At 59.6% G+C, this 22643-nt stretch carries 19 protein-coding genes; all 19 read left to right on the top strand.

Annotation, left to right across the window (positions count from 1 at the left end):
- Window positions 1-249 precede the first annotated feature (249 nt).
- The 19 genes from rfbB to WN982_RS16570 all read left to right on the top strand — a co-directional run bounded on the left by rfbB (window position 250) and on the right by WN982_RS16570 (window position 22541).
- Window positions 250-1311: a dTDP-glucose 4,6-dehydratase gene (gene rfbB, locus WN982_RS16660; protein ID WP_341313029.1), complete on the top strand. Its 1062-nt coding sequence runs from the start codon at window positions 250-252 to the stop codon at window positions 1309-1311.
- A 10-nt stretch (window positions 1312-1321) separates the two neighbouring features.
- Window positions 1322-2215, top strand: coding sequence for a glucose-1-phosphate thymidylyltransferase RfbA (gene rfbA, locus WN982_RS16655; protein WP_341313028.1), 894 nt, complete (start codon window positions 1322-1324; stop codon window positions 2213-2215).
- Window positions 2200-2751: a dTDP-4-dehydrorhamnose 3,5-epimerase gene (rfbC, locus tag WN982_RS16650; protein ID WP_341313027.1), complete on the top strand. Its 552-nt coding sequence runs from the start codon at window positions 2200-2202 to the stop codon at window positions 2749-2751. Before rfbA ends, rfbC begins: the two co-directional genes overlap by 16 nt.
- 11 nt (window positions 2752-2762) lie before the next feature.
- A complete protein-coding gene (gene rfbD, locus WN982_RS16645; protein WP_341313026.1) occupies window positions 2763-3689 on the top strand; it encodes a dTDP-4-dehydrorhamnose reductase in 927 nt (308 codons plus the stop codon).
- 243 nt (window positions 3690-3932) lie between these two features.
- Window positions 3933-5348: a mannose-1-phosphate guanylyltransferase/mannose-6-phosphate isomerase gene (locus WN982_RS16640; protein WP_341313025.1), complete on the top strand. Its 1416-nt coding sequence runs from the start codon at window positions 3933-3935 to the stop codon at window positions 5346-5348.
- A gap of 1 nt (window position 5349) precedes the next feature.
- The gene (locus WN982_RS16635) at window positions 5350-6168 is read left to right on the top strand and encodes an ABC transporter permease (RefSeq protein WP_341313024.1); all 819 of its coding nucleotides are present in this window, start codon (window positions 5350-5352) and stop codon (window positions 6166-6168) included.
- A 4-nt stretch (window positions 6169-6172) separates the two neighbouring features.
- Window positions 6173-6949 (top strand): ABC transporter ATP-binding protein, encoded by a 777-nt coding sequence (locus WN982_RS16630; protein WP_341313023.1) that lies wholly within the window; start codon window positions 6173-6175, stop codon window positions 6947-6949.
- A 201-nt stretch (window positions 6950-7150) separates the two neighbouring features.
- On the top strand, window positions 7151-8533 hold the full coding sequence (locus tag WN982_RS16625) for a phenylacetate--CoA ligase family protein (RefSeq protein ID WP_341313022.1): 1383 nt from the start codon (window positions 7151-7153) through the stop codon (window positions 8531-8533).
- The gene (locus tag WN982_RS16620) at window positions 8530-10107 is read left to right on the top strand and encodes a polysaccharide deacetylase (RefSeq protein WP_341313021.1); all 1578 of its coding nucleotides are present in this window, start codon (window positions 8530-8532) and stop codon (window positions 10105-10107) included. Before WN982_RS16625 ends, WN982_RS16620 begins: the two co-directional genes overlap by 4 nt.
- The gene (gene wecB / locus WN982_RS16615) at window positions 10104-11225 is read left to right on the top strand and encodes a UDP-N-acetylglucosamine 2-epimerase (non-hydrolyzing) (RefSeq protein ID WP_341313020.1); all 1122 of its coding nucleotides are present in this window, start codon (window positions 10104-10106) and stop codon (window positions 11223-11225) included. Before WN982_RS16620 ends, wecB begins: the two co-directional genes overlap by 4 nt.
- Before the next feature lie 37 nt (window positions 11226-11262).
- Complete coding sequence (locus tag WN982_RS16610) at window positions 11263-12468, top strand: glycosyltransferase (protein WP_341315819.1); 1206 nt, start codon at window positions 11263-11265, stop codon at window positions 12466-12468.
- Between the two features lie 160 nt (window positions 12469-12628).
- Complete coding sequence (locus WN982_RS16605) at window positions 12629-13759, top strand: glycosyltransferase (protein WP_341313019.1); 1131 nt, start codon at window positions 12629-12631, stop codon at window positions 13757-13759.
- A 418-nt stretch (window positions 13760-14177) separates the two neighbouring features.
- Window positions 14178-15341: a glycosyltransferase gene (locus WN982_RS16600; protein ID WP_341313018.1), complete on the top strand. Its 1164-nt coding sequence runs from the start codon at window positions 14178-14180 to the stop codon at window positions 15339-15341.
- 19 nt (window positions 15342-15360) lie between these two features.
- On the top strand, window positions 15361-16500 hold the full coding sequence (locus tag WN982_RS16595; RefSeq protein ID WP_341313017.1) for an FAD-dependent oxidoreductase: 1140 nt from the start codon (window positions 15361-15363) through the stop codon (window positions 16498-16500).
- On the top strand, window positions 16497-17291 hold the full coding sequence (locus tag WN982_RS16590) for a pyridine nucleotide transhydrogenase (RefSeq protein ID WP_341313016.1): 795 nt from the start codon (window positions 16497-16499) through the stop codon (window positions 17289-17291). Before WN982_RS16595 ends, WN982_RS16590 begins: the two co-directional genes overlap by 4 nt.
- Window positions 17288-18121 (top strand): TIM barrel protein, encoded by an 834-nt coding sequence (locus WN982_RS16585; protein WP_341313015.1) that lies wholly within the window; start codon window positions 17288-17290, stop codon window positions 18119-18121. The genes WN982_RS16590 and WN982_RS16585 overlap by 4 nt, the downstream gene beginning before the upstream one ends.
- Complete coding sequence (locus WN982_RS16580; RefSeq protein WP_341313014.1) at window positions 18118-18474, top strand: multidrug transporter; 357 nt, start codon at window positions 18118-18120, stop codon at window positions 18472-18474. Before WN982_RS16585 ends, WN982_RS16580 begins: the two co-directional genes overlap by 4 nt.
- 33 nt (window positions 18475-18507) lie before the next feature.
- Window positions 18508-19305, top strand: coding sequence for a glycosyltransferase family 2 protein (locus tag WN982_RS16575; protein ID WP_341313013.1), 798 nt, complete (start codon window positions 18508-18510; stop codon window positions 19303-19305).
- A 50-nt stretch (window positions 19306-19355) separates the two neighbouring features.
- Window positions 19356-22541 carry a hypothetical protein gene (locus tag WN982_RS16570; protein ID WP_341313012.1) on the top strand — a complete coding sequence of 1062 codons (3186 nt, stop codon included), beginning with the start codon at window positions 19356-19358 and terminating at the stop codon, window positions 22539-22541.
- Window positions 22542-22643: the final 102 nt, after the last annotated feature.

Genomic DNA, 22643 nt, shown 5'->3' with positions numbered 1-22643 from the left:
GCGCTGGCAACAAATTGTCCCGAACCGACCCCAATGGAAGCCGACTTTGTCAAGCTGTTTCAAGTTGTTAGGGTTCTGGTTTTTACCCGGGGCGGCTTTATAATCGGGGCTTCATAAGATTGGCGTCTGAGCGTCCGCTTTCGGTATGAGGATTGGCGACGGCGTCGACAAGAATCGAAAACCACATTTTGGGGTGCGTGGACGGGCCAGCAGTGTCCGATTCATCGCGAACATCTAGAAGGGAATTTCATGATCCTGGTAACGGGCGGCGCCGGCTTTATCGGCGCCAATTTCGTGCTCGACTGGCTCAATGCGTCGGACGAAGCGGTGTTGAATGTCGACAAGCTGACCTACGCTGGCAATCTCGGTACGCTCAAGTCGCAACAGGCCAATCCCCGCCATATCTTCGTGCGGGCCGATATCTGCGATCGTGCTGCGCTCGACGCGCTCTTCGCCGAGCATAAACCCCGTGCCGTGCTGCACTTCGCCGCGGAAAGCCATGTGGATCGTTCGATCCATGGTCCGGCTGATTTCGTGCAAACCAACGTGGTCGGCACCTTCACGCTGCTGGAAGCGACCCGCAGCTACTGGAATGCGCTCGGCGATGCCGACAAGGCCGCGTTCCGTTTCCTGCACGTTTCTACCGACGAAGTGTTCGGTTCGCTCTCCGCTACCGATCCGCAATTCTCCGAAACCACGCCGTACGCGCCGAATAGCCCTTATTCGGCCACCAAGGCGGGTTCCGACCATCTGGTGCGTGCCTACCATCACACGTATGGCCTGCCCACGCTCACCACAAACTGCTCGAACAACTACGGTCCGTACCAGTTCCCCGAGAAACTGATTCCGTTGATGATTGCCAACGCGCTGAGTGGCAAGGCGCTGCCGGTGTACGGCGACGGTCAGAACGTGCGCGACTGGTTGTATGTCGGCGACCATTGCAGCGCGATCCGCGAAGTGCTCGCGCGCGGCGTGCCGGGCGAGACGTACAACATCGGCGGCTGGAACGAGAAGAAGAACCTCGACGTCGTGCACACGCTGTGCGACCTGCTCGATCAACTGCGTCCGAAAGCGGGCGCCTCATACCGCGATCAGATCACGTATGTGAAGGATCGTCCGGGCCACGACCGCCGTTACGCGATCGACGCCCGCAAGCTCGAGCGCGAGCTCGGCTGGAAGCCGGCTGAAACGTTTGAAACGGGCCTCGCGAAGACGGTTCAGTGGTATCTGGACAATCAGGAATGGTCCGACGAAGTCGCTTCGGGTGAGTATCGGAAGTGGGTTGAGACCAACTACGCGCAGCGCGCGTAAGGGCACGGCTATGGCGCGCAAAGGCATTATTCTCGCAGGCGGATCGGGTACGCGGCTGTATCCGATTACACATGTCGTATCGAAGCAGCTGCTGCCGGTCTACGACAAGCCGATGATCTACTATCCGCTGTCCACGCTCATGGTGGCGGGCATTCGTGATGTGCTGATCATCTCGACGCCGCAGGACACGCCGCGCTTTGAGACCATGCTCGGCGACGGCAGTCAGTGGGGCATGAATATCCAGTACGCAGTGCAGCCCTCGCCGGACGGCCTCGCTCAGGCGTTCATCATCGGCCGCGACTTCGTGGGTAACGATCCGTCGGCGCTGATTCTCGGCGACAACATTTTCTACGGCCACGATCTCGCAAAGCAGCTGGAACGCGCTAATGACAAGGATGAAGGCGCGACCGTCTTTGCCTATCACGTGCACGATCCTGAGCGATACGGCGTCGTCGAATTCGACAAGCAGTTTTGCGCGCTGTCGATCGAGGAGAAGCCGCTCAAGCCGCGCTCCAACTACGCCGTCACCGGTCTGTATTTCTACGACAAGCAGGTTTGCGATATCGCCGCCGATATCAAACCGTCGCCCCGTGGCGAGCTTGAAATCACCGACGTCAACTCGCGTTATCTGGCGAACGCCGCACTCAATGTGGAAATCATGGGGCGTGGCTATGCGTGGCTCGACACGGGCACGCACGACTCGCTGATCGAAGCGGCAACCTTCATCGCCACGCTGCAAAAACGCCAGGGCCTAGTGGTTGCGTGTCCGGAAGAGATTGCCTACCGGCAGCAGTGGATCGATGGCGAGCAGTTGTTGACGCTCGCCAAACCACTCGCGAAGAACGCCTACGGGCAGTATCTGCAAAACATTCTTACGGACCAAGTTGCATGGCCATCCAAGTAACCGCTACGGCGCTGCCTGAAGTCAAGATTATCGAGCCGAAGGTGTTCGGCGACGCGCGCGGCTTCTTCTTCGAAAGCTTCAATGCGCAGGAGTTTGCCGAGAAGGTCGAGCCTGGCGTCGAGTTCCTGCAGGACAACCACTCGCGCTCGGCGAAGGGCGTGTTGCGTGGGCTGCATTATCAGATTCAACATGCGCAGGGGAAGCTCGTGCGCGTGGTTGAAGGTGAGGTGTTCGATGTGGCTGTCGACATCCGCAAGAGCTCGCCGAATTTCGGCAAGTGGGTCGGTGTGACGCTGTCGGTCGACAATCATCGGCAGTTGTGGGTGCCGCCGGGTTTTGCGCACGGTTTCGTAGTGTTGTCGGAATCCGCGCAGTTCCTCTACAAGACCACCGACTACTGGTTTCCCGAGCACGAGCGCAGCATCGTCTGGAACGATCCGTCGATCGGCATCGAGTGGCCGATCGACTTCGAGCCGTTGCTGGCTGCGAAGGACGCGGCGGGTAAGCGTCTTGCTGATGCTGAAGTCTTCGCGTAAGGGGCTGGAGCATGAGCGCACATGATGCCAAGCGGACGATTCTCGTCACCGGTGTAAATGGCCAGGTCGGCTTCGAGCTCGCGCGTACGCTGCAAGGGCTCGGCAAAGTGGTGGCCGTGGACCGTTCCACGCTGGATCTGTCCAATCTGGACCAGGTGCGTGCCGTCGTTCGCAAGGTTCGGCCGGCCCTGATCGTCAACCCCGCGGCCTATACCGCGGTGGACAAGGCCGAAGACGAATTCGATCTCGCCATGCGCATCAACGGCGAAGCGCCGGGTGTGCTGGCTGAAGAAGCGAAAAAGCTGGGCGCGGCGCTGATTCACTATTCGACCGACTACGTGTTCAACGGCGAGAAAGACGGCGCCTACGTCGAAGACGATCCGACCGATCCGCAGAACGCGTATGGACGCACCAAGCTTGCCGGCGAGCAGGCGATTGCCGCGGCGGGCGTCAACCATCTGGTGCTTCGTACGAGCTGGGTGTACGGCACCCGCGGCAAGAATTTTCTGCTCACGATGCTTCGGCTCGGCGCCGATCGACCCGAGTTGAAGGTTGTCGCCGATCAGTTCGGCGCGCCGACATGGAGCAACACGATCGCCACTCTCACCGCCCACCTGGTCGCGCAGGGGTTTGCCGCCGAAGACAGCGCTTCGTGGTGGAATGAACGCTCGGGCATTTACCACCTGTGCGCCGGCGACTCCACCTCTTGGCACGGCTTTGCATCGGCAATCTTCGAATTCGCGAACCTGCCGAACCGGCCCAAGGTGCTGCCGATTCCCGCATCCGACTATCCGACTCCGGCGAAGCGTCCATCCAATTCGAGGATGTCGAACGAGAAATTGGCGCGGGTGTTCGGGGTCGCTGCTCCGCATTGGCGCGATGCCTTGCAACTGTGCCTGACGGACGCTTTTCCGGCGTCACCCGCAGCCCGTTCTTAACCACATAGGACGCGCCATTGCCCGAAACTCACCACGCCTCACAGTGCCTTTGCTGTCTGACGAGAGTGAAAGGGGGCAGGGGTAGAATATCGACAGGTTGAGAGCCCCGCGCCGGCTCAGCAATCCGATGCGAACATGCCGTCGTTCACCACGGGCGCGTCGCGTTTTCAACCTGATCGGGGGTTGTACTGACCATTCATGGTCGGGCTACTTCCGTAATAAGTACGGTACTGAGAGGACTCTGTGAGTTTGTTACCGATCATCCTTTGTGGCGGAGCGGGGTCGAGGCTCTGGCCGGTTTCGCGTGAATCGCATCCGAAGCCATTCATCCGTCTTGCGGATGGCGAGAGCCTGCTGCAGAAGGCTTTCTTGCGGGCGGTCGCGCTGCCTGGCGTGAAAGAAGTGCTCACGGTAACGAACCGCGATCTGTTCTTCAAGACCGAAGACGATTTCCGCGAGGTGAACGCGAAAGGCTGTGCAACCTCGTTCATTCTTGAACCCTTTGGCCGCAATACGGCCGCGGCGATCGCGACGGCGGCGTTGCACACGGCGAAAGTGCATGGCGACAAGACGGTCATGCTGGTACTGGCCGCCGATCATCTGATTGCCGACCAGCAGGCGTTCGCCGCGGCCGTCGAGGCGGCGAAGAAGCTTGCGCAGGCGGGCAAGGTGGTCACCTTCGGCATGCATCCGGATACGCCCGAGACTGGCTATGGCTATATCGAGGCGGATGGCGAAACCGTGGTGCGCTTTGTCGAGAAGCCGTCGCTCGAGAAGGCTCGCGAGTATCTCGCCTCCGGCAAATTCGTGTGGAACTCGGGCATGTTCTGCTTTACCGCAGGCACGATCCTGAAGGAGATGCAACTGCATTGTCCTGAGATTCTCAGTACGGCTGCCGAGTGCATGGCACAGTCGCCGTCTGCTGAGGGTAAGGACGGCGCGCAGATTCGTCTCGAACCCGCGAGTTTCGGTGCTGTACCGGAAGTGTCGTTCGACTATGCGGTGATGGAGAAGTGCGAACACGCCGCGGTGGTGCGCTGTGACATCGGCTGGACGGATGTCGGTTCGTGGACGGCACTCAGCGATCTCTCGCCGCCGGACGGCAGCGGCAATCGCGTGGAAGGTGAAGCGTTGCTGCTCGACGTGAAGAACTGCTACTTGCGTGGCGGCGACCGGCTTATCGGCGCAGTGGGTATCGAGAATCTGATCGTCATCGACACGCCTGATGCGCTGCTCGTCGCGGACCGGGACCGGGCTCAGGACGTCAAGCAGATTTTTACCGAACTGAAGGCGCGTGGTCACGAGACGTATAAGGTGCATCGCACAGTGCATCGGCCGTGGGGTACTTATTCGGTGCTTGAAGAAGGCCCGCGCTTCAAGATCAAACGCATCGAGGTCAAGCCGGGCGCGAGTCTCAGCTTGCAGATGCATCATCATCGCAATGAGCATTGGGTGGTGGTCAGCGGGATGGCCAAGGTCGTGAACGGAGAGCAGGAGTTCTTCGTATCGACCAATGAATCGACTTATATTCCGGCCGGTCACAAGCACCGCCTCGAGAATCCGGGCGTAGTCGAGCTCGTGATGATTGAAGTGCAGAGCGGCGAATATCTGGGCGAAGATGACATCGTCCGCTTTGAAGACATTTACGGACGTACTTGAGATGGATATTAGTTTTATCAACGATACGGAAGACCTGACCCGCCACACCGAAACCGACGATCTGTTCGTCGGCATGAAAGCAGTGCGGGTATGGGGCACGCTTGGCTGGCACGACATCCGTCAACGCTATCGCCGCTCTGTGCTCGGGCCGTTCTGGTTTACGTTGAGTACGATCATCATGGTCGTGGTGCTTGGGGCGCTGTATTCCACGTTGCTCCACCAGGAAATTTCCGACTATCTGCCTTACCTTGCTGTTGGTCTGGTGATTTGGGCTTATCTTGCAGCGGTCTCCAATGAAGGCTGTATAGCCTTCATTGGAGCGGCGTATCTCATCAAGCAAATTCGCCTACCGCTCACCGTTCACGTGTGCCGGATCGCGTGGCGCAATTTTGTAATTCTGCTGCACAGCTTGCCGGTGGTTGTAGTCCTGCTGCTCATCTTCGGGCGTTGGCCCGGTTGGGAGTTTCTGCTGGTTCCGCTTGCGCTAGCCATGCTGCTGCTCCACGGCGTCTGGCTCGGCGTAACGCTCGGCGTGCTCTGCGCGCGCTTTCGCGATATTCCGCCGATCGTGACCAATCTGATTCAGGTGGTGTTCTTTTTCACGCCGGTCATGTGGTCACCCGAAATTCTGAAGGACCGTGCCTGGGTTGCCGAATACAACCCGCTTTACCACCTGATCGAAACGGTGCGTGCGCCGTTGACTGGCCGGCCGACCCATTGGGAATCGTGGGCCTGGTCGATCGGTTTGTTGATCGTGGGTTTTGCCTTCGCGCAATTCCTGATGAAACGTTTCCGTAATCGCGTTCCTTACTGGCTTTGATATTGTGAGTTCTTCATCGATTGTTGCTCGTAACATCTCCGTCGAATTTCCGATTTACGAGAACTCCCATCGCTCACTGAAAAAGGCGGTGCTCAATCTCACGACGGGTGGCCGGATCGGCCAGGATGCGGGTCGTCATGCGATTGTCAAAGCGATCGACGACCTCAGCTTCAGTTTCACCGAAGGCGACCGCGTCGGTCTGATCGGTCACAACGGGTCGGGCAAGACAACGCTGCTGCGCACGCTGTCGGGCGTGTACGCGCCGGTGCGCGGCGAGCTCAAGGTGCATGGCAAGATTGCTTCGCTGCTGGACGTGTCGATGGGCCTCGACCCGGATGCAACCGGCTTCGAGAATATCTATCTGCGCGGTATTCTCGACGGCCTGAAGCCGGCGCGCATTCGCGGCAAGATTGACGAGATCGCCGATTTCAGCGAATTGGGCGACTACCTGAATCTGCCGGTGCGGACCTATTCGAGCGGGATGATGCTGCGTCTCGCGTTCGCGATTTCGACCAGCGTCGAAGCCGACATCCTGATCATGGACGAGTGGCTCAGCGTCGGCGATGCGGAGTTCAGCATCAAGGCAGCCGAGCGTCTCGAGAGTCTGGTTGGTAAGGCCTCGGTGCTGGTGGTTGCGTCGCACGATCCGTCGCTGGTGGCGCGGGTGTGCAATCGCAAGATTTCCATGGAGCACGGCAAGATGATCGCCGACGAACCGATCATCGCGCCGCAAGTGAGCGAAGCGCCGCTGGTCAGCCACTCGGCGCAGTTGCCGCACTAATTCCGCAAACGGGCATGCCGGACCCGGTCGTATGACCGCAGGACTGCCCGGTGCGTGCGTTCAGACAGGTGGGATGCGGGCGCTGACCTTCGGTTCGTAGCGAGGCTTCCTGCTCAATCCAACAGTGCCGCCCAAAGCGCTCGCGAATCTGCCGCAGCGCGGCCGGCGGAAGCCACACAGGCGCAACAAGGTTCGAATTTCATGCGAGCTAATCATCCATTTCTGCGCTACTCCGAGTCCTTGCTGGTGCGACAGCCGTTTCGCACGCTCAAGGGCTTCGCGGGTGGCTATATCGCCTATCCGATTGCTGAGAGCCGTGAAAAGCGCAGCGTCCGTCCGAAGATCGAAGAGTTGCGGCAGCACTATGTGCTGCCGATGCCGGAGCGTCGCCGCATCGCGCTCGACCGGCTGGCCAGCATCCTCGAATTTGCCGGTGCGCAAGTGCCGTATTACCGCGACCTGTTTCAGGCGAAGCAGTTCGATCCGGCGAAGGTCAAGCAGGACCCGCGCTATCTGGAAGAGCTCCCCTATCTGACCAAGGACATCATCCGTGAGCAGGGGCCGCGCTTGCTGTCGGGGCCGCTCGAAGCGGGCCAGCATCACGCGTGCAAGACCGGCGGCTCGACCGGACTGTCGACCACGATCTACTACGATCAGGTAGGCGCAGATTATTCGTCGGCCGTCACGTCCTACGCGCGCGAACGGATCGGCAAGCTGCGCCATCGCTCTGAACTGCACTTTGCCTGTCGCTTCCCGGATCAGGTGATTCCGGAATGGCCGTCGCGTGAAGACTTCAAATGCTTCGCGATGAATCGCAGCAACATTTTCTTCGATCGCATCGACGATCAAGGTCTCGAAGAAATGTGGCAGACGCTCAAGCGTCGCAAACCGTATCTGGCGCACTCGCATCCGTCGACGATGTATGCGCTCGCCTGCTATGTGCAGCGCAAGTACGGCGGCGGCAAAGCATTCGCGGTGTTCGAGTCGAGCGGCGAATTGCTCGAGCCGCATGCACGCGAAATGATTGCGTCGGCGTTGCGTTGCCGCGTGATCGATCGCTATGGTCTCGCCGAGCTTGGCGTGATGGCCTACGAACTCGATGGGCACGAGGGCGGTTTCCAGATTCTTGAATCGGAAGGGTGGCCGGAGAGCCGCCTGTCTGAAGGCAATCCCGACGGTGCGCATGAACTCGTATTCACGGGTTTCCGTAACCGGCTGATGCCGTTGATCCGCTACGCGACGGGTGATCTTGCACGCGTGGAAGAGACCGACAAGGGTTTCTTCCTGACGAATGTCGTCGGACGGATTCATGACGTCGTGCCGATCAACGGCGTGGCGCACCCGACGCACCATATTCAGGACATGCTCGACCATCGCGTCGGCGGGATTCAGGAGTTCCAGATCGATCTGCGAACCACGCCGCCGACACTGCGGATCGTACTTGAGCCGTCGGTCAATGCGGAAGAAACGACCAGCAAGCTGCGTCACTTCTGGCAGGACGCTTTCACGATTGCCTACGTTGGACACGACGATCTGGTGCGCGTCGGCAGCCGGGCCAAATTTCGCCACGTGGTGACTGCATGATTGGAATTCTGTTCTCGGACGCGTCGGCAGAGGCCGGCCAATATGTGCTGGCGGCCGTGCAGCGCTCCGTCAGCGCAACCCAGGCGCAAGCGATCTCGCGCAGCACACTGCGCTCGATGGCGCCAGACGTGGTGTTCGCCGTCGACGTGCAGGACGGGTGGAGCGCGGACCTGATCGCATGGTTGCGCGCCCGGCCTCGCAAGCTAGTCGTGTTCGGCCGGATGCCGGCAGCGCTCGCGGACTATCTGCGTTATCAGGCGAAGGATTGGCCGGCCGGCTTGGCGGCCGCGAGCCGCAGCGCCTCGGCGCCGTCGGGCGAAGCGCGCGAGAGCACGGCGGTGGTGTGCTATGGCGCGTTGGCGCAGAAGCTGGGCGGCCAGCCGTGGCATCGCCCGTTCGAGCGTTTCGATTTCACCGACGAGTGGAACAACTTGGGCTTCGGCGCGATTCGCGGCGACGACTCGATCTGGGCGGTCTCGCAGGCGGCTCAGGTGCCCGCCGAAGCCGAACTCGCAGCAGTTTTCGTGGCCGGGGAGCGGCAGTTCTCGTACGCCGCGCTGTGGGACATCGGCGCGTCGAGTGTGCTGTGGTTCAACCGGGCGGTCGGCCCGTGCGATTCGTTCGAATGGCGCACGGTCGAACAATTCCTATCTGGCCATCGGCCGGACGCGCTGCCGTGTCAGCCGGTATTGAGCGAGCTGCCATGGGGCTACGACGCCGCGATCACTTCGCGGCTCGATTGCGACGAAGATGTCGAATCGGCGCGCCCGCTGTGGCAAGCCTATCAGCGCTTGGGCGTACCGTTCACGCTAGCGGTTCACACGCAAAACCTGAGCCGCACGGAGCATCACGGCATTCTTCGTGAGGTGCTGACCGACCGGCAACAGGGCGCGGTGCTGTCGCACACGGCGACGCATGCGCCGAACTGGGGTGGCAGCTATGACAATGCCCTCGCGGAAGGGATGCAATCGGCGACCTTGCTCGAAGCGGCGACGGGCGTCCCGGTGCGTTATGCCGTGTCGCCGTTTCACCAGTCGCCGCCGTACGCGATGCGCGGCCTTGCCGATGCCGGCTACGAAGGCTGCATCGGCGGGATCATCCGCAACGATCCGGAGTTTCTGACGTCGCGCGGCGGCGCGCTTGCCGGTTTGCCGGCAGGCTTCATCGGACACAGCCAGCAGTGCATGCTGCACGGCGATTGCATGCTCAAGGAGGGCGACCCGCTCGCCATCTTCAAGCAGGCCTTCGACTACGCCTACACCACCAACACGCTGTTCGGCTACCTCGATCATCCGTTCTCGGAGCGCTACTGGTACGGCTGGCCGAACGAGGCGGTGCGCATCGACGCTCACGAAAAATTCATCGAGTACATCAGGAGCAAGGCTCAAAAACCGCTCTTCATGAACGAAGAAGTGGCGCTCGATTTTCTCAAGTTCAGATCGCTGACGCAGGTGATCGAAGAGGGTGGCGTGTTCCGTATCCAGACTCCGTCTGGCGACGCCGCGCCTTTGGCACTTGGCGTCGAGTTTCGCGGCGCTCACGTGCAAGTCGAGGCCGGGAAGCCATTACTATGAAAGTCATGGTTGTGATGGGCACGCGGCCCGAGGTCATCAAGCTGGCGCCGGTCGTGAGGACCTTGCGCGCCGAAGTCGACACCATCGTTTGCGCGAGCGGCCAGCACAAGGAAATGGCCGCGCAGGCGCTCGCATTCTTCGGCATCGAACCGGATATCACGCTCGACACGATGAGCCCGGGGCAATCGCTGAACGCATTGTCGGCGCGTCTGTTGGCCGCGCTCGATCGGGTGCTGGAGCAGGTGCGTCCCGATTGGGTGATCGTGCAAGGCGATACGACTACGGCGTTTTGCGCCGGTCTCGCGGCGTTTCATCGCGGGATTCCGGTTGGACACGTCGAAGCCGGATTGCGCACCGGCGATTTGGCGAGCCCGTTCCCCGAGGAAGCGAATCGCAGTTTGCTGAGCCGCATCACGGCACTGCATTTCGCACCCACCGAGCTGGCGCGCCAGCATCTGCTGAGCGAAGGGATTGCAGCGGAAAAGATCGTTGTCACGGGCAATACGGTGGTCGATGCGATTGCGGCAGTACGCCAAAGCTGGGACGCTACGCCGCCAGAAAGTCCGCTGCCGGAATGGCAAGGCGCCGAGAAGCAGCACATTCTCGTCACCTGCCATCGACGCGAAAACTTCGGCGAGGTGCTGCAAGGCATCTGCCGCGTGCTGCGCGATCTGTGCCAACGTTATAGCGCTTACCGCTGGGTCTTCCCGGTGCATTTGAATCCCGCCGTGCGCGGCCCCGTGCTGCGTGAACTGGACGGCATATCGAACCTCGCTTTGATCGAGCCGGTCGATTATCCGACCAGCCTTTATCTGATCAGCCGCAGTGCGTTGGTCGTGAGCGATTCGGGTGGTATTCAGGAAGAAGCGCCGACCTTCGGCGTACCGGTCGTCGTGATGCGCAATCATACTGAGCGGCGCGAAGGCGTCGACGCTGGCTTTGCGACGCTCGCTGGTCAGGCGGCGGAGAGTATCGAAAGCGCGGCGATTGGCTGGCTCGACGATCCGGCGCGCCGGGAGGCACTGCGCAATCGCGCGAACCCGTATGGCGACGGCTTTGCGTCGCAGCGTATTATCGAGAGCCTGCTGGGCCGGCCTGTTGAGGTGTTCAGTGGTTGAACGCGAGAACACTGTGCATGCTGCACGAGACACCGTGTTGTTTTCGACTGCCGATTGGGACGAACCGTATTGGACGAACAAGCAGCATACCGCGAGCATTCTGGCCGCGCGCGGCTGGCGGGTGCTGTATGTGGAGAGCGTCGGTTTCCGTTCGCCGAAGGTCGGCAGCGGGCGCGACTGGGCTCGCTTGTGGCGCCGCTTGTGGCGCGGCATGCAGTCGCTCGTCATCGGGCCGCCGCGGCGTGCCGAGAACATATGGGTGTTGTCGCCGCTGATGGTGCCGGCCAAGCATCACTGGCCGCTTGTGCGTGCGCTGAATCAGGCGCTGTTGCGCTGGTCGGTTAGCCGGTTCGCGAAAGCGCATCGGTTCGTCGATCCGGTCGTGTGGACCTACCATCCGTTCATGCTGGACGCGATCGCCACGCTCGAGCGCGGGCCGCTCGTTTATCACTGCGTCGACGATATCGCGGCGATTCCGGGCGTCGATGTCGCCGCGTTCAACAATGCGCAGAAAGCGCTGCTCGCGCAATGCGAAGCCGTCTTCACGACCGCGAAATCGCTGCAGCAGACGTGCCTTCCGTATAACCGGAACACGCATTACTTCGGCAACGTAGTGGACGATGCGCACTTCGGTCAGGCGCTCGAAGCAGGGCCGCTGCCTGCAGAGCTGGCGGCCATTCCCGAACCGCGACTCGTGTATCACGGCGTGCTGTCCGACTTCAAGATCGACTTTCCGTTGCTTCTGGAGACCGCGGAGGCGCGGCCTGAATGGCAGTGGATCATCATCGGCGAGCAGCGGGAAGGGCAGCGCAGCGAGCTGTTGGCGCAACTGGAGCGTCTGCCCAACGTGCATCTGCTCGGCTATCGCAGCTACCCGAGCTTGCCGCAGTATTTGCGCGGCATGCAGGTCGGCGTGCTGCCGACTTTGCTGAACGAGTACACCCACTCGATGTTCCCGATGAAGTTTTTCGAGTACCTGGCGGCGGGCTTGCCGGTGGTGTCGACGCCGCTCGACTTCGCGAAAGAACCGCGTGCGGGTCTCGAAGTCGGCGATGATGTTCAAGCCTTTGTTGCTGCTATCGAGAAACAGCTTCGGCGCGGCAAACTGACTGCGGCGGAGGTTCGTGAAGCGGTGGGCGACAACACGTGGGAGCGGCGGCTCGACAAGATGCTGACCATCACGTTTCACATCGGCGATCAAGATGGTTCGGGCAAGCCGGCCTCGCTGGGTGCGGCTGCGTGATCGACTGCATAAGCGGCTGCAGGAGTACCGCAGGGTACGAAATCGCGAAGCGTGACTGTGCGGCGCACTCGAATGAGTGTCCCGCATTTAAAAATCTGAAGACCATGGCCGACAAAATGGCGTTTGATAGCATTTCTCTAGCGGCGGCGCAGGTGGCCGCATGAAAGTCCTCCACATCTATCGCACGTATTTTCCGGACCCGCCCGGCGGCCTGCAGGAGGCCATCAGGCAAATCAGCCTCTCTACGCGGGCTTGCGGTGTCGACCCGCGGATTTTCACGTTGTCGCCCAATCCGGTGCCGAGGGACATCCAGTTTCCAGAGGGCATCGTCACGCGTTCGCGATCGTGGGCGGCGCCCGCCTCGTGCGACCTTGGGGGGCTTGACTCACTGCGGCAGTACCGCGCGCAGGCGGACTGGGCCGATGTCTTGCACTTCCACTTCCCTTGGCCATTCGCGGACGTGCTGCACCTGCTGGGCCGCGCTAACAAGCCTGCAGTGATGACTTACCACTCGGACGTGGTGCGCCAGCGGGCACTTGGGTATGTGTACGGGCCGTTGATGCGCTCGACTTTGCGCGCGATGTCGGCGGTGGTGGCGACGTCGCCGGTCTATGCGCAAAGCAGTGCCATCCTGACCAGTGTCGTCGACAAGCAACGCCTGAAGGCTATTCCGCTGGGCATGATCGATTACCGTGATGATCCGGAACTCGGGCGCTTTGCGCCTGATTGCCTGGATCGGCTTGCGCTTGGGAGCGAGCCATACGTTCTGGCGTTGGGCGTGTTGAGGTACTACAAAGGGCTTCACACGCTGATCGAGTCGGCGCCATCGATCGCTTCGAAAATTGTCATTGCTGGTTCCGGGCCGGAAATGGAGCGTCTGACCGCACTTGCCAAACGGGTTGGCGCGTCGAACGTCGTATTCGCGGGGCAGGTGTCGCACGAAGAAAAGGTAGCGTTGCTGAACGGCTGCCGTGCGCTGGTCATGCCGTCACATTTGCGCTCGGAAGCGTTCGGCATGGTGCTGGTCGAAGCCGAGATGTTCGGCAAGCCGATGGTGTGCTGCGAGATGGGTTCGGGCACGTCCTATGTGAACGAGCATGGCGTGACGGGTTTTGTCGTGCCGCCCGAGGCGCCTGTGCAGTTTGCCGCAGCGGTCAACGAGCTGGTTCGGCATGAGGCGCTCGCGTGGAGGATGGGGGCGGCGGCGCGGGAGCGGTATGAGCGGCTGTTTTCTGGACCGGCGCTGGGGAATGCGTATCGGGGGCTTTACGAAGAGGTATTGGGGCTATAACACGCCTTCCTTGGTCGGATATCACCAATGCACGCAAGATATTGCGCATGCTTACAGCTTGAAACAACTTGCCATAAATACCCGGGAGCGGCATAGTTGGACTCAATTTTTCTGTAACCTGGCAAGGTTCCAGAGGCAATGCTCCATGTCTGCCTGCGCGATACCGCGCCGGGGCTGTGTGGGCGGCCATAGCTGTCGCAAGTTTTGCTAGCATTTTTGTGCGTCGCACTCCCGGCAAAGCCCGTCGAGATGCCGACCACTACCGTCTGAAACGCAGTCGTTGATGGCCCTTCGCTAGCCTCTCAAGTGATCGCGCAAGTGCTGGCGTCGCTCATTGCATCGGCGACTCCGCGTTTTCGGCGCTCATTGAGGGCGTACTCGGCACACAGCCGCCGCGCAGTCCTTGGACGGTTCCTGCGTGGAAACAACTTGCATCGAATGGGCTGACGGTTGGGCAATCCTGCTGAACCTTGCCATTTCCATATTCTGTCGATACCTGGTTGGATATCCGCAGAGTGGTTTTCGCGTAGGCGACCTTATGCCAAGGGGGCAGGTGGTGTTTTTTCCGTTGTTTTTGTCCGTTGTTTTTGTCGTTCGTAATCAATCGCGCGATCTCGGGGCAATCCTGAAAGATGCCGCCGCGGTCATGGGCACTCTTGTCAGTGACTACGAGCTGATCGTTGTGGATAACGCGTCCGAGGACGACAGCGTCGCCGTTCTGAAGGGCCTTGCCGGCGAACAAGGTCTGCCGAATTTGCAGGTGTATGCCTTGACCAAAGAAGTTGATTCCGACACGGCTTCGTGGGTGGGGCTGGAAAACGCACTCGGTGATTTTGTCGCGGTCGTCGACTCATTGGTGGACGACATTAAATTCTTGCCGACCATGCTTGATAAGGCGGCGAGCGGCGCAGACGTCGTGTTTGCCGCGAATGACCAGAAGCCGGTGCAAAGCTGGGCATACCGTGCTTGTCTGTCGGCGTTCAACGCTTTGTATAAATGGTCCAACGGCGTGCACCTTGCAAAAGATGCGCCGCAATATCGACTGCTTAGCAAGCGCGTAGTGAATTTCATGTTGCAGCATCCAATGCCCGCAATGACTTACCGTTATTTGCCGGCGACCGGAGGCTTCGCACGTGTGAACCTTACCTACAGTGCGCCTCCCAAGGCCGCACACGCAAAGCGTCTGTCGCATAGTATTGATCGCGGTATCCGTCTGCTCGTGTCGACAACCAAGGCGCCGATGCGGCTCGTTACTGCGCTTTCGCTTTTCGGCGCTGTGTCGAACCTGATCTACTCCGTCTATGTGATTGCGATCGGTCTGCTGAAGTCGAACGTGGCGCCTGGTTGGGTGACGCTGTCGCTGCAGCAATCCGGTATGTTCTTTCTCATCTCGCTTGTGCTGCTGGTGCTCGGCGAGTACATCCTTCAAATGGCGCGACTCAGCAACGAAGGTCCTCTCTACCACGTTGCGCAGGAGTTCACGAGTAGTGTGATGGCGCGTCGGCAGAAACTGAATATCGAAGATGTCAGATTGCCTGAGCAACATCGCGCGGACGTGAACGACTCGATGCATTCCTCCTGAGCGAACGGAGGATCTGCTCATGCAAGATGCTGTAGTCATCGGTGGTGGTTTCTACGGGACAGCCATCGCGATTTACCTCAAGACGCAACGAGGCTTGAAAACGGTAACGTTGATCGAGCGCGAACCGGCATTGTTGGCTCGCGCTTCCTACAACAACCAGGCTCGTGTTCACAATGGCTACCACTATCCGCGCAGCTTCACGACCGCGTTCCGCAGCCGTGTCAATCTGCCCCGATTCGTGCGGGATTTTCCAGAGGCGGTCAAGCGCGACTTCACCAAGGTCTACGCGATTGCCCGGCGCAATTCCAAAGTGACGGCAAGGCAGTTCGAGCGGTTCTGTCGCGAGATCGGGGCCAGCCTTGAACCGGCTCCTCAGCAGATACGCGATCTGTTCGAACCGCGCCTGATCGAGCAGGTGTTCCTCGTGGAGGAATACGCGTTCGATTCCACGAAGTTGGCGGACTGGGCGCGGCGCGAATTGACCGAACTCGATGTCGACGTCAGGCTGAACACGCGGGTCGGGAACATTCGCCGTCAGGGAGAAGGTTTCGTGCTGGAGTGCGACGATGCCAGTCGCTCGGCGTTGCATACGAGATATGTCTTTAACTGCACATACAGCGGTCTGAATCAATTCGACGGCGATTTCCGCGGAACGCAAACCAGACTGAAGCACGAAATTACCGAGATGGCGCTTGTCGAGACTGTGCCGGAGCTGCGTGGGCTTGGTGTAACGGTCATGGACGGCCCGTTTTTTTCGATGATGCCGTTTCCGGCCCGCGGCCTTCACACGCTCTCGCACGTGCGCTACACGCCGCATTCGAACTGGATGGACGCGCCGGGCGAGGACCCCTACAAGCGATTGAACCAGTACGATCGCGCGACTAGGGTGGACCGTATGGTGCGAGACGTGGGGCGCTATTTCCCCGCGGTTTATGATGGGCGCTACGTCGATTCGCTGTTCGAGGTCAAAACGGTCCTCGTCAAGAACGAAGGAGATGACGGTCGTCCGATATTGTTCGAACAACACCCTGCATCGAATGGTCTCTATTCGATTCTGGGGGGCAAGATCGACAACATTTACGACGTGCTTGAGAAGCTGGACGCGGAAACTTTCGTTTCTTCTTCGCAAACACAAACGGTATTGGGAACAGGCAAATGAACGATGCACTAATTGGATATACGGGGTTTGTGGGATCGACCCTGTTGAAGCAAAAACATTTCGATGCGCGATTTCGCTCGACGAACATCGAGGCGATCCGCGGGGCGTCGTTTGATCTGGTTGTTGGCGCGGGTGCGCCGGCGCAGAAATGGATTGCTAATGCGGAACCTGACGCGGACCGGGAAAAGATTGAAGGGCTGATTGGACATCTGTCCACGGTTCAATGCGACACGTTCGTGCTGATCAGTACGGTCGACGTGTTTCGGAATCCTGTCGGCGTTGACGAAAGCACGCCGGTGAATGAGGAAGGGCTGCATGCCTATGGATTGCATCGCCGCCTGTTGGAGAAATTCGTTGAGACGCACTTTTCGCGGCATCTGATCGTGCGTCTGCCGGGACTCGTCGGGCCCGGATTGCGAAAGAACGTGATTTTCGACCTCCTGAACGATAACAATCTTCACTCGATCGATAGCCGCGGATCGTTCCAGTTCTATCCGATGGTCAATCTTTGGCACGATATTCAGTCCGCCCTTGCCGCTGGTCTCAAGCTCGTGCATCTGACCGCCGAGCCGATAAGCGTTGCTGACGTCGCGGAATATGGTTTTGGGAGAACATTTGACCAGGCGACGGTTCCCCAACCCGCGAGCTACGATTTCAGGACAAGGCATGCCGGTCTGTTCGGGGCAAAGGGTTCGTATCAGTACAGCAAGCGCGAGACCATTCAGGCTATCCGGTCTTATGCTCAGTCCGAACCGTTGAAGGTTGCCAGTGAGGGGAAGGGGCAGGCATGAGGATCGCCATTTCCAACATAGCGTGGGAAGTCGCCAACGATCAACAGGTTGCGGATATCCTGCGGTCGTATCGCATCGACGCGATCGACGTCGCACCTGGCAAATATTTTCCCGAACCCAAGGCGGCCGATGCGTCGGATATGGCCCGTGTTCGCGGGTGGTGGGCTGATCGCGGAATCGAAATTACGGGCATGCAGTCTCTGCTGTTCGGCACCAAGGGTCTCAATCTGTTCGGCACGGACGAATCGCAGCAAGCCATGTTGGAACATCTGCGCGCGGTGTGCCGGATTGGATCGGGACTGGGCGCTACCCGGCTGGTATTCGGATCTCCCCGAAATCGTGACCGCACCGGCTTGGCGGACGATGCCGCGCACGACATTGCGGTGGCATTCTTTCGCCGGTTGGGCGACATCGCCGCCGATTACGGGGTGTTCGTTTGCCTCGAACCCAATCCCCCGCTCTACGGCGCCAATTTCATGACCAACAGCCGCGATACCGCGACTGTCGTGTCGGCAGTTGCTCATCCGGCTATCCGCATGCAACTGGATACGGGCGCGGTCACGATCAACGAAGAGGACGCTCGGGATGTCGTCGCGCAATACGCGCGGTTGATCGGACATATACACGCGAGTGAGCCCAATCTCGTCACCCTTGGCGAGGGCGGGACGAATCACGCTGCCGTGGCTGAAGTCTTGGCTGAGTTGATGCCCGAGCAGGTGGTGTCGATCGAAATGCTGGCCCCCAAGAACGGCTCGGCCGTGGACGCGGTTCGCCGCGCCGTCGGCGAGGCCGTTCGATGCTACCGGGCTGACAGCGGAGTGTCCGCATGAAATGGCTGATTCTGGTTCTGGGTATCGCTTCGAATGCTTCTGCAAGCGTATTGGTCAAAATCGCCATGATGCCGCCACGGCGGTTTCCGAGTCTTGGCGACCCGGTCGGGGCTTTGAAGAATGGGCCGTTCTGGCTGGGCCTGGCACTCTATGGCGCCGCCTTTCTGCTTTATGCGGCGGCGCTCAGCCGGCTCCCTCTGAACGTTGCTCAACCGGTGTTGACTGCGGGTGCCATTGCGAGCGTAGCGTTATTGTCAGTAGTGATATTCCGTGAACCTTTTCCGTGGACCGTAGGCGCCGGAATATTGTTCATCATCGCAGGCGTTGCACTCATCACTGCCCGCGTAGGGTGAGATAAAGGATCACAGACATCAATGAAATTCGACATGTCCCAAGAAGCCCGCGTCGGTTGGCAAGTTCCCGCTTTCAAGCTTCAGCTCACCTCGGAGCCGCGCAATCCATGGTGTGTGGTGATTCCGGTGATCAACGAAGGCGCTCGCATACGCAATCTGCTTGATCGGATCGCGGCGCTGGGCATTCCCGATACGGCCGATGTGATCATTGTGGACGGCGGCAGTACTGACGGCTCTCTCGATCTCGAGTTTCTGAAGGGCAAGGGCGTACAGACGTTGTTGCTCAAGACCGGGCCCGGCAAGTTAAGCGCGCAATTGCGTTGCGCTTACGCATTCGCGCTGGATCAAGGGTACGAGGGGATCGTTACCATCGACGGAAACGACAAAGATGACCCTGATGCGATTCCACGCTTTATCGATGCGCTTAAGGGCGGTGTAGATTTTGTGCAGGCATCCCGGTACCTTTCTGGCGGCATCGCGGAAAACACGCCCAAGTCGCGCGATCTGGCGATCAGGTTGATTCATGCGCCAATGCTCAGTCTCTTTTCCGGTTTTCACTGGACAGACACGACGCAGGGCTTCCGGGCATATAGCCGCAAGATGCTGCTCGACCCTCGAGTTGCGCCGTTCAGGGACGTATTCAATACGTACGAGCTACTCGCATATCTCTCGTATCGCGTACCGAAGTTGGGTTATCGCTGTCTCGAACTCGCGACTACGCGGCGCTATCCTAAGGGCGAGGTGCCCACGAAGATCAGCAGTGTGAGAGGCAATCTTTCGGTATTGCAGGTGCTGTTCAAGGCATGTTTCGGCGCTTACAACCCGTTGTGAAGTGAAAGCGCGACTTGCACGCGCCTGATTTGCAACGAAAGAAATGTTCAATGCCAAACCAACTCACAAACACAGAAAAAATGAGCGTGGTGGTGGCGTCGGCCTCTCTGGCCGCTGCCGCTCTCGCGCTTGGCTTGCGACTCACGCTTGCGCCGACGTATTCGGATTTCATTGTCGGAAGCGTCACCTGGGGAGCGAATACGAAGTTCCAGGATCTCTTCGCGCCGCCGTTTTTCATCGGTGTGTTACTCCTTGGTTTGGCATTCCTGGCAGCGCAGATCAGGAAGCTAAAGAACCTCGGTGCTCAATATCAGTACGCGCAAGATCTTTCGGAACAACTGCTATGGTGGTCGATTCCTTCGGTGGTGGTTGTCGCGGGATTGATTACCGGCGAGTCGATCGACAGCACCATACAGCTTGTTTCCGCGTCGGCGTTGGTGATTCTCGCGGTGTGGTCGTGGTTGCAGGCCTGCAAATCGAAGCAGGTCTCGCCATCGGTTGTCGGGCTGAGTTTGTTCTCGGCATTTCTGCTTGCGCTGATACCGCTCGAGATTGCACTTGTCATTGGCCGCGCGCCAATCGGTCTGGTTGGCGCGGTAGATGTTGCGCGCTACCCCAGAATGGCGCCTCTGCTTATTGGGGTGCTTTTCTTGGCAGTGTTGGCCTCGGTCTTTACATCGCGGCTGATTCTGCGCGTTTTACCTAAAGGTATCCTCCTCGGCCAGTTGGGACTGCCGCTTTTCTTTTTAACCCTCTATCCTGCGCGGCTGTCACTTCCGGACGGATCGCTCACCAAATATACGACGACCTGGGGCCTGAAGGTCCTTGTAGTCGCACTGGTTCTGGCCGGTGTCTTCGACGTCGTGAGGCGGTACATCAGGTATTGCCGGAATGATAATCGGAGCTATAAAAAGCTCTTTTCGCCGCTCGCGTTGTTTGGGTTGCTGATCGCTTTCAAGTTTGGCAACACACTCGGCCCATCACTTGCACCGAATGACTATGAGTTTGGGCAGAACTTGCTTGGCTGGTGGTCATACCTTAAGGGTGTTGTTCCCTATGTCGGCTATATCTCTCCTCATGGGTTCATGGAGGACGATTTGCCGGGGCTACTCTCGGTCGTGTTTTATGACGGAACGGCGGCCAGCGTTGCCGATGCCAATCGGCTGGGTTCGGCGTTGTTGTCACTGGTTGCTTTTTTCACGCTCTTTGAGTTTTCCGGAAGCCTGGGCCTTGCCTTAGTTTCGACGTTCTTCATCGGCGGCAGAACGGCTTTTCTGTTTTTCACGCCGTTCATGTGCCTGTGGTTCAGCGGCACGCTGCGGGCTCAGCCTGCACGCTGGCTCGCGGTATGGCTTGTGACGGCGTCGATCGTTGTGCTGGGCGTGCCGCCGGCTGGTCTGCTGCTCGCTGCCGCATCAGGCTTTTTGGCCCTCGAAGCGATATGGCGTATGTGGCATGGGGGAGAGCGCGAAGGTTGGAAAACGCTCGCGGTGGTCTGTGCGGTGTTTCTGGTGTTCGCCCTGGTAACCCCGTTGGCAGCCATGCTGATCGGTGCGATCCGGTATGTGCTCGAGAACGGTCCGATCAATCAGGTCGCGTATGGCATTCCGTGGGAGACTAGTTGGAACCGCAGTGGAGCGAAGTCCGGCCTGGTTTTCGAAGCGATACGGATGTCGTGGCTCGCCGCACCGGCATTCTGTTTGATGATGGTCTATTCAGCCGTCAAGAATCGCGCCACCAAGAGCGCGGCGTTTTTGCCGGCTGTCGTTGTGATGTTGTTCGCGCTGTTACTCACGCCTTATTCGATGGGTCGAATCGATCCAGGCGATATGTCGCGCGCGGGCCTGGCGGCAATTTTCGGCTGGTCCGTCTTGATTCCTATCGTTGCATGGCGCACGACTCGTATGTTCAACCGCACGGCCCTGGTCGTCGTCATCGCAGGGATGAGTGCTACGTTGAATTACACGACGTTGGCCTTTTCGACGGCGGTGTCCGCGACATCGCCCGCGATAGGAATCGGACCCGTGAAATACGGGGCGGATGTGGGGATGCCTAATGTGGGGGTCGCCATGGTGCAAGACGAGCAATGGGCGCGGTTCGTCAAGCTCAATGCATTGCTCAATAGCAAGCTGGCGCCGGGTGTGGGTTACCTCGACCTGACATCTCATAACGCGCAGACCTTCTATTTCGGTCGGCCGGTCACGATGGCGGTCACGGCACCCTATAACATGGCACCGGTTCGGCAACAGCAGCGAGCGGTTGAACGACTGTCACGCGACTTACCCAGTGTCGCCCTGCTGGCGGCAGACAACATCACGTACGACGGCGGCGGCCTCGCGTTGCGAGATCCTGTGTTGTACCGCTTCGTCATGGATCACTACACGCCGGCGTGGGCAGACGGCACCATTCTTGGCTTCAGCACGCCGGCAATGGCCGCCGATCAGGGGCGGCACATCACGGTCGCAACGAGAAACCTGTCGGATGACCAGTGGGACCGGGGCGTAAGCCGAAGCGAATCCGCTTTGTTGCTGAACGCAGGCACGCCGATGTCCGCGTTTGCAGTTGGTACGGACATCCGTTTGCGCAACGGCGAGACGCGTAAGGTGACCAGGTTGTCCGCTGAACAGCATGTGATCTGGCTCGACGGCGGGCCGCTGGATCCCTCGCAGGCGGGTTATCCTGGTGTTGTCGATGTGACGCTCGAGCCGGCTGTGGAAGCGGATTTCCGCGCGGCGCTGCAGGATGCGTCGTTCTCGACGCCTGACCTGGCCGAAATTCCGGTGGCTTGGGGACGTTCGGACAAATCGCTGTCGAAGAAAATGACTCAGGTCGCGACGTTCGACGCGTTGACCCCGACCGCGCACGATCTGAGCCTCAAGTCGGGCACCTACAAGGTGACGGGAGCCAATCCGCAATTAAGCTACGACGTGTCCGCGCTTGGCGTCTCCGGCCATGGTGCGGGCTTGCTTCGCTTTGAGTTTGCCTGCCTGGATCGCCGCGCTGCGCCGAGATTCAAAATAGCGTGGTGGGGTGACAAGCAGCCAGGTCCGAGCGACGCAGCTCAATTGACGTTCACAGCAGACGACGGGGTGCTGATTGTTCCGATCGACGCCTATCCTCGATGGCTCACTCTCGAACGGGTTCGAGGCTTGCAAATGACCCTTGTAGACCCGAATGCCTGCGGCGCTATCGGCATCAAACACGTGGCCCTGTATCAACGAAATATTTTCAGGTAGCGCAGAGCGTTGCGTAAGTGCCCCCGGGGCAGATCGACCCACATGCGTTTCGCCGGTGGAAGCTGCAGCTACCAGTCTCAGCGTCTGTGCTAGGGGGAGCGA

It is taken from the genome of Paraburkholderia sp. IMGN_8 (genome assembly GCF_038050405.1).
Classification (GTDB): Bacteria; Pseudomonadota; Gammaproteobacteria; order Burkholderiales; family Burkholderiaceae; genus Paraburkholderia.
The sequence above is the reverse complement of the archived record's forward strand: the minus strand, read 5'-3'. Positions and strand labels throughout refer to the sequence as shown.